At 42.5% G+C, this 8153-nt stretch carries 5 protein-coding genes; all 5 read right to left on the bottom strand.

The window, feature by feature from the left end:
• Window positions 1-79 precede the first annotated feature (79 nt).
• Complete coding sequence (locus tag ACTNB8_RS07115; RefSeq protein ID WP_441053499.1) at window positions 80-1378, bottom strand: NAD(P)/FAD-dependent oxidoreductase; 1299 nt, start codon at window positions 1376-1378, stop codon at window positions 80-82.
• A 13-nt stretch (window positions 1379-1391) separates the two neighbouring features.
• Complete coding sequence (locus tag ACTNB8_RS07110) at window positions 1392-2834, bottom strand: NAD(P)/FAD-dependent oxidoreductase (protein ID WP_441053497.1); 1443 nt, start codon at window positions 2832-2834, stop codon at window positions 1392-1394.
• Between the two features lie 373 nt (window positions 2835-3207).
• The gene (gene glpK / locus ACTNB8_RS07105; RefSeq protein WP_441053495.1) at window positions 3208-4710 is read right to left on the bottom strand and encodes a glycerol kinase GlpK; all 1503 of its coding nucleotides are present in this window, start codon (window positions 4708-4710) and stop codon (window positions 3208-3210) included.
• Window positions 4711-4760: 50 nt separating this feature from the next.
• Window positions 4761-5330 (bottom strand): glycerol-3-phosphate responsive antiterminator, encoded by a 570-nt coding sequence (locus tag ACTNB8_RS07100; RefSeq protein WP_441053493.1) that lies wholly within the window; start codon window positions 5328-5330, stop codon window positions 4761-4763.
• 93 nt (window positions 5331-5423) lie between these two features.
• The gene (locus ACTNB8_RS07095; RefSeq protein ID WP_441053492.1) at window positions 5424-8123 is read right to left on the bottom strand and encodes an Ig-like domain-containing protein; all 2700 of its coding nucleotides are present in this window, start codon (window positions 8121-8123) and stop codon (window positions 5424-5426) included.
• Window positions 8124-8153 lie beyond the last annotated feature (30 nt).

The following is an 8153-nucleotide window of genomic DNA, read 5'->3' as shown; positions in this document are numbered from 1 at the left end:
TTCAAAAAACATGGTCGACAGGGCTTAGGTGGGTGTTTTTTGTCTTCGTGAAATATATGAAAGATATTTGATTTATTATTCATTTCTCACTTGACATCACACCGCTGGACTCTATCTTTATGGTGATTTTTTTCAGGTCACTGTATTTTTCAAGCTGCTCTTTTGTCAGCATCAGCTGTTCCATTTCACCAGGCGCCATGATAAGACGCTTTTTGTGCAGGATTCTGTCATTATTCAGATAGAGACTGCTGTAACAGTTTTTGAAAACACCGCCCACTCTGAAACGGATCGTCAGTTTTTCATCCATTCTCGCCGGAGAGATTTTTTCCGGTACTGTATACCGGACACCATTTTCAGAGATTATTGTGATCTCCTGCTGTTTTTCTATCGTGTCTTTGTTTTCTTTCTGATTTAGTATATAATGTGCGGCATTTCTTCCCGCAGTTTCTGCCTCCTGAGAAACAAAATCCACCAGATCATGAACATGAAGTACATTTCCGCAGGCAAAAACACCTTCTATGCTGGTTTCCAGGCTCTCATTTACACTCGGTCCTGAAGTCACAGGATTCAGTTTTACACCCATATCTCTGGAAAGTTCATTTTCCGGAATCAGGCCCACAGAGAGAAGCAGTGTGTCGCAGCTGTATTCTTCTTCAGTTCCCGGAACTGGTTTTCCTTTTTCATCCACTTTTGCAAGAGTGACACCTTCGACTCTTTCTTTTCCTTTGATGTCTACCACTGTATGGCTTAATTTCAAAGGAATGCCAAAATCATCAAGACACTGGACAATATTTCTTTTCAGGCCGCCGGAATATGGCATCAGTTCTGCAACAGCTTTTACCTTTGCACCTTCCAGTGTCATCCTTCTTGCCATGATCAGCCCGATATCGCCTGATCCAAGAATCACAACTTCACGCCCCGGGAGATAGCCCTCAATATTTACCAGTCTCTGTGCTGTCCCTGCGGAAAAAATTCCGGCCGGGCGATATCCCGGAATATTCAGGGCTCCCCTTGGTCTTTCTCTGCATCCCATTGCAAGGATCACTGCACCGGCCTTTATTTCAAAAAGCCCCTCCTCACGATTCAACGCAGTTACTACTCTTTCGTTGCTTATATCCATTACCATGGTGTTCAGTTTGTACGGAATGTCCAGCTCTTTTACCTGCCTGATAAATCTGTCCGCATACTCCGGACCTGTCAGTTCTTCACCAAATGTATGTAATCCGAAACCATTATGAATACACTGGTTGAGAATTCCTCCCAGTTCTCCGTCCCGTTCCAGTATCAAGACATTCCTGATTCCGTTTTTTACCACCGAAACTGCTGCTGCAAGGCCTGCCGGGCCGCCGCCGATGATCACGATATCATATGTTTTCATTTCTTTTTCCCCCTTAGTATACGTCCTTGTCAATTCCCAGGATCACCTTTGAGCTGCCACCCGTTTTTGTTATCTCACTCTTATCTTTTTTCAGTTCTCTTGCCAGAATCTCCATTGTCTTCGGAGAGCAGAAACCTGCCTGGCATCTTCCCATTCCCGCTCTTGTTCTACGCTTTACTCCATCCAGGGATTTTGCCCCCAGCGGTCTGTGGATAGCATCAAGGATCTCGCCTTCCGTGATCATCTCACACCTGCATACAATACTTCCATAAGCCGGATTTTCTTTTATAAGCGCATTTCTCTGCTCTTTTGAAAGTGTGGAGGGTTCCAGGATTCCTTTTCTTCTCGAAACAAAGTCTTCTTTTTCTTTCAGTTTCATTTTGTCCCTGATAAGCTCTGCAACCATTTCTCCAATCGCAGGCGCACTTGTAAGCCCCGGCGATTCTATGCCGGCACAGTCAAAAAATCCTTCTGCTCCTTCTGCCTCTCCTATGACAAAATCATCTCCGTCTTCATGTGCACGAAGTCCTGCAAATGATGTGATTACCTGTCGAAACGGTATGTTTCTGACACTTAAATTTGCTTTTTGGATTACCTCATCGAGACCCGCTCTGGTAGTGTTTGTACCTTCTCTGTTTTCAATATCAATGGCAGTCGGACCAACAAGAAGATTTCCGTGAACAGTAGGAGTTACCAGTACACCCTTTCCGAATTTGCCCGGAAGTGAAAACACTGTCCTGCTGACATGTTTGCCGGCACTCTTATCCAACAGGCAGTAATCGCCTCTTCTTGGTGTAATATGTATACTGTGACTGCTGACCATGTTGTGAAAAACATCTGCGTACACACCGGCGGCATTTACTATGCATTCTGTTTCCATCTCACCTTTGTTGGTTTTAATTATCCAACTACTGTCGTTTTTCTTTATTTCAATGACTTCTGTATCCAGGCGGAATTCTGTTCCGTTTACTTCTGCATTTTCCGCAAAAGCTATATTCATCAGAAACGGACATACGATTCCACCTGTTGGTGCATAAAGTGCAGCATACACATTTTCTGAAACATTTGATTCCATTTTCAACACTTCTTCTCTGTTAAGAATCCGTAGACCTTTTACCCCATTTGCAATACCTTTGTGATAGAGTTTTTCCAGACCTTCATAGTCTTTTTTATTCAGGCAGAGTACCAGAGAACCATTCCTTCTGAAGGGAAAATCCAGTTCCTCTGAAAGTTTCTCCATCATCTCATTGCCTCTTACATTCAGTTTTGCTTTCAGGGTGCCCGGTTCTGCATCGTAACCCGCATGAACGATCGCACTGTTTGCCTTGGACGTACCACAGCATACGTCTTCTTCTTTTTCCACCACACAGATTTTCGCCTGATACCGGGACAGTTCCCTTGCCACTGCACTTCCGGAAACACCTGCTCCAATAATAACTACATCATATTTTTCCATAAAACGTCCTCCTTTTTTCATCAGAACAAAGCGGACAAGTCCGCTTCAAACTTCCTGAATCCCTCAATCTTTGCGGGACTTGCTACGCTTTGCGCGCTAGATGCAGTCTGCTTTAGCAGACATATTCCAAATGCATCTAGTCGCATCCTCGCGGAGCGTTTTTTGCTTTATTGGAACATTACGGAGTAATCTCCTATAAAGCAAAAAAGCCTGACAAATAAACGCATCAAAAATACGCTATCTGTCAGGCTCTCATCTCTCATGCCTTAATATTCAATTAATCAGTGCTGTGGGACAGTTTTATTAATCTCCCACGAATAGTTATATTATAATTACTTCTCTGCCACATTGCAAGCTTTCCGGCAAAATAAATTTATTCTTCTTCATCTTTTGCCCAGCCATAGGCATATTTCACTGCTTTTTCCCAGCCTCTGATACGTTTCGATCTTTCCTTCTCTGTGATTTCCGGTTCAAAGGTTCTGTCTATTGCCCAGTTCTGGAGAACTTCTTCTTTGCTTGTCCAGTAATTTACTGCAAGACCTGCCAGATAAGCTGCTCCCATTGCAGTTGTCTCCACACATCTCGGACGATTTACAGGAGCATTAATAATATCAGCCTGTGTCTGCATAAGAAAATCATTGGCACTTGCTCCGCCATCGACTTTCAGCGCTGCAAGCTGGATACCGGAATCCGCTTTCATAGACTGAAGTACATCATTTACCTGATAAGCCAGCGATTCCAGTGTTGCACGTATAATGTGATATTTGTTTACACCTCTTGTGATTCCTACAATTGTTCCTCTTGCATACTGATCCCAGTGCGGTGCTCCAAGACCTGTAAATGCCGGAACCACATAACAGCCGTTCGTATCTTTGACCTTTTTTGCCATATATTCGGAATCCTCTGCGGAATCAATAAGACGCATCTCATCACGAAGCCACTGGATTGCCGCACCTGCCACAAAAATAGAACCTTCCAGCGCATAGTTTACTTTTCCGTCCAACCCCCATGCTATAGTAGTAACCAGTCCGTTTTCGGAAAAAACAGGTTTCTCTCCTGTATTCATAAGAAGAAAGCATCCGGTTCCATATGTATTCTTCGCCTCACCTGGCTGGAAACATGTCTGTCCGAACAACGCGGACTGCTGATCTCCTGCTGCACCTGCGATCGGTATCGGTCCACCAAGGAACGACGGATCTGCTGTTCCGTAAACACAGCTTGACGGTTTCGGAGTTGGAAGAATACATTTCGGGATATTCAGTTCTTCCAGAATTTCATCGTCCCACTGCAGGGTATTGATATTAAACAGCATGGTTCTGGAAGCATTTGAATAATCTGTGATATGTACAGTGCCTTTTGTCAGTTTCCAGATCAGCCATGTCTCGACTGTACCGAAAAGAAGATCTCCTTTTTCGGCTTTTTCTCTCGCCCCGGGTACATTGTCAAGAATCCATTTTACTTTTGTTGCAGAAAAATATGCATCGATCACAAGACCTGTTTTCATACGAAACTTGTCTGTAAGTCCCCTCGCCTTCAGTGAATCACAATATTCAGAGGTACGGCGGCACTGCCACACAATTGCATGATAGACAGGATCTCCGGTATTTTTGTCCCAGACGATTGCAGTCTCACGCTGATTTGTGATTCCGATTGCTGCAATGTCATGTGCCTCCGCACCGATCATGTTCATGGCTTCTACAGCCACGCCCAGCATGCTTGCCCAGATTTCATCTGCATCATGCTCCACCCAGCCCGGTTTCGGAAAATACTGGTGAAACTCTCTCTGTGCAACACTGCACATTTCTCCTTTTTCATTAAATAAAATACAGCGGTTACTGGTTGTCCCTGCATCCAGCGCCATTACATATTTACCCATATATAAAAATCCCCTTTGTTTATTATTTGCTTACGATACCTGGGGTATCGTTATAATTCCCATACACTATGATTTGTGGAAGAAACTGCAGCCGCTCCTGACGAAAGCGCTCCCATTACAGATTCCCTGTCTGTAATAAGACCACCTGCGATCACGGGTACCCTGACTTCTTTGCACAGTCTCTGAATGACCTTTGGCATTGCTCCCGGAAGAACTTCAATAAAATCCGGCCGCATACTGTGCTGCTGCGAAATTATATTGTCATAAGCCATAGAGTCCAGGAGAAAATATCTGTGTACCGTATACATTGACAGTTCTTTCGCTCTTTTTATCAATGAAGGCTTTGTCGTAATGATGCCATCTGTCTCTGTATTATTTTTCAGATAATCAACTGCGATATCTCGCGGGCTCAACCCTCCGACGAGATCCACATGCACCATGGCGATCTTCCCGGACTCTTTTACTCTGTGTACGATCTCTCGTATAGAGCAGATGTCGCCAAACAGGATAAACACTACCTGTATATCTTCTAAATTGCAGCATACATCAAGGTCTTCTGTGTTTTTCACTGCCGCAATGATCGGATTGTTTTCTACTGCCTCAAAAAATGTCTGTTTCATTTTAAGTCCTTCTCATAATAAAAAATAGCTTTACAGCAGTATGTCTTTATAAAACATACTACCATAAAACTATTTTTCAGTAAACAATTTGTGCTATTTCACGGTTACTTTACAGGTACTTTTCTTAGAGCCACTCTTGACCGTAATTGTAGCTGTTCCTTTCTTCCTGCCTTTGACAACACCTTTGGCATTGACAGTTGCAATCTTTGAATTGGAAGATTTGTAAGTAATCTTCTCATCACTCTTTTTCGGTTCTCTCGAAGCTTTAATCTTAAATGTTTTCCCTTTTTTGATAACTTTATCCGTCGGTACTCCTTTAAGCTTTGTTGTTTTTATTTTAGTTATCTTTACTTTTACTACGAATTTGCTGTTTCCGGATTTTACTGTGATATTTACAGTTCCAGGTTTTTTCGCACTGATAACTCCTTTTCTGTTAACAGTCGCAATTTTTGTATTGGATGATGCATATGTAATCTTCTCCTGGCTGCTGATCGGATTCAGAACCGGTTTTAATTTCAATCTTTTATGATTTGCCAGTGAAACTGATTTCTTCAGGCCTTTAATTGATTTTGTCCTGACTGTGCTGCTCTGAACTGTGACTTTAAGTTTAAGCATTTTTCCATCTGATAAAACTGCCGTAATGGTAGTTTTGCCAGTTTTATTCCCTGCAGTGATCTTACCCTTTTTATTAACCCTTGCAACAGATGTGTCTGCTGAAAACCATGCTGTCACTTTTGAAACTGCTGTCTGGTTTTTTACCTTTACAGCTGTTGTGGACTGACCTGTTTTCAGGATTATTGAATTTGCATTTAATTTTGGATTTGTAGTTTGGGCAGAACGATACTGAACTGTTTTATATTCTATTGTATCTGTCTTAATCCATTCACTGCCGTCATATCTGTATTTCCGGAAGAATACATACATATTGTAAGTAGAAGCCTTGGTGATACCCTTCTTGAAGCCTACTTTCCATTTGTCATTCTTCTGGCTGTCTGTAGGAGTCTTGGAAGTACTCCAGTACAGAGGTACATATTTCTCGTCTCCTACAACCGGATCTTTGTTATCCTGTCCTGCTCCTGTTACTGCAAATTCATAGAATACACCAGGATAGAATTTTTTTGCATCTTCCAGACCGGATACAGTACAGTCGCTTACTTTATATGTCTTTGCATCACGATTTTCTGTTCCAGGACGTTTACTCATTACTGTGGAAGAAATCGGAATCCTTGCATATTTATGTGTTCCGTCTGCAAGTTTGAAATATACATAAATTTGGAAATTGCTTCCTTCCGGTATATCAGATACTGTTACTACATCTTTCGTATCTGCTTTTACGCTTCTGGTAGCTTTTGATTCATCGTATGTTTTCTTACCAATCGTGTAATAATAAGAAAATTCCTGATTTGCCTTCAGTTTAAACTGAAGGGTTTTATGATCCAGCCATGCCACACCGGATATGGAAGGTTTAAAAGTACTCGTTGTAGCTGTAGTCGGTGCTGCTGTTGTTGGTGTACTTGTGGTCGGTGCTGCTGTGGGCTGTGTCGTTGTGGGCGGTGCTGCTGTTGGTGATGTCTGAGCTGTCAGAATGGCAGTATCTCCACTGTCAGAAATCTTCACCGCATAAGATGCATCATCATAGTAAACAATATCTTTCACCTTGGCAAACTGCTCATTTGTTACAAGTGGTGTTTCGCCGTCTTTACCGATTTCTGCAACAACAGTTGTATCTGCTTTCTCTGTCGGAACGGTAACATAAACCTTACCTGTTCCAGTCAGTTCCCCTGTTACGATCAGATGCATATTCTCTGCGCCGAAGTTAATATTCATGTCCTTCGGTTCAGCAGAAGTATCTTTGTTTCCGCTGACAGAAATATCCCCCTTAACTTCTACAGATGTGGTAGTGTAAACACCGCCATTGACGCCTGTATTGGCTGTAATTGTACCGCCTTCCAGTTTCAGTGTTCCTCCGTTATTTGTAATGGCACCTGCCACATCATCTGCTGTTGCGGCATTGTTTGTAAGAGTAACTCCTGAGGTCATCTGGAAGGTGCTTCCTGTACCTACAGAAACAAGGGTATCTGTCTTGCTGTCAGCAGCTGCATTTGTTACAGTTCCGTCAAGAGTCAGTGTAAATGAGTTAGCTGTATCTCCCTTGAAAGCCACTTCTGCATTTCCGCTGATATCGAACATCTTGCCAGTAAATCCGTCTTTTCTGGTAAATTTTACATCTGCTGCTCCGGATACAATACTGATCTTGCTGGAATCAATAGTAACCGTATTCTCAATCTCCTGAGACTTGGTTACTTTGATCACAGTTTCTGTACCATCTGCGGAAATATCTTTTGCTTTATTTACAGCTTCGGCAAGTGTAGCAAACGCTGTATCTGTACCACCAATATTAATTGTGATACCGGATTCTGTTGTCGGATCTGCCGTAGTTGCAGGTGTTTCAGATGTCTCTGTACTTCCGCCGGATGCCAATAGCTCTGATTCATCAGCCGGCTGTGCAGGGATTTCTGTTGCCGGTACTTCTGTTGTTGCTGGTATTTCCTGTGATACATCTAAATCAGTTATTTCTTCTATATCGTCAAAGATATCAACCGTTTCCTCTGATTCAAAATCCTCTTCTAGACTCTCATCACCAGATTCTGCTCCTTCAGATGAATCCTCTGACAATACCTCTGGCATTGTTTCTTCTGATATTCCGACTTCATCTGCTGCCATAGTACTTACCGGCATGCTTCCCATTATCATAACTGCCGATAATAAAATTGATACTATTATCTTCTTCATAAAAAATCCCCCTTTTATTGTACTTTAACA

This window comes from Blautia sp. HCP28S3_G10 (assembly GCF_052065235.1).
Classification (GTDB): domain Bacteria; phylum Bacillota; class Clostridia; order Lachnospirales; family Lachnospiraceae; genus Blautia_A.
The sequence above is the reverse complement of the archived record's forward strand: the minus strand, read 5'-3'. Positions and strand labels throughout refer to the sequence as shown.

Coding starts and splice junctions, on each gene's coding strand:
- ACTNB8_RS07115 (WP_441053499.1), bottom strand. CDS start 1,378: ATGAAAACATATGATATCGTGATCATCGGCGGCGGCCCGGCAGGCCTT.
- ACTNB8_RS07110 (WP_441053497.1), bottom strand. CDS start 2,834: ATGGAAAAATATGATGTAGTTATTATTGGAGCAGGTGTTTCCGGAAGT.
- glpK (WP_441053495.1), bottom strand. CDS start 4,710: ATGGGTAAATATGTAATGGCGCTGGATGCAGGGACAACCAGTAACCGC.
- ACTNB8_RS07100 (WP_441053493.1), bottom strand. CDS start 5,330: ATGAAACAGACATTTTTTGAGGCAGTAGAAAACAATCCGATCATTGCG.
- ACTNB8_RS07095 (WP_441053492.1), bottom strand. CDS start 8,123: ATGAAGAAGATAATAGTATCAATTTTATTATCGGCAGTTATGATAATG.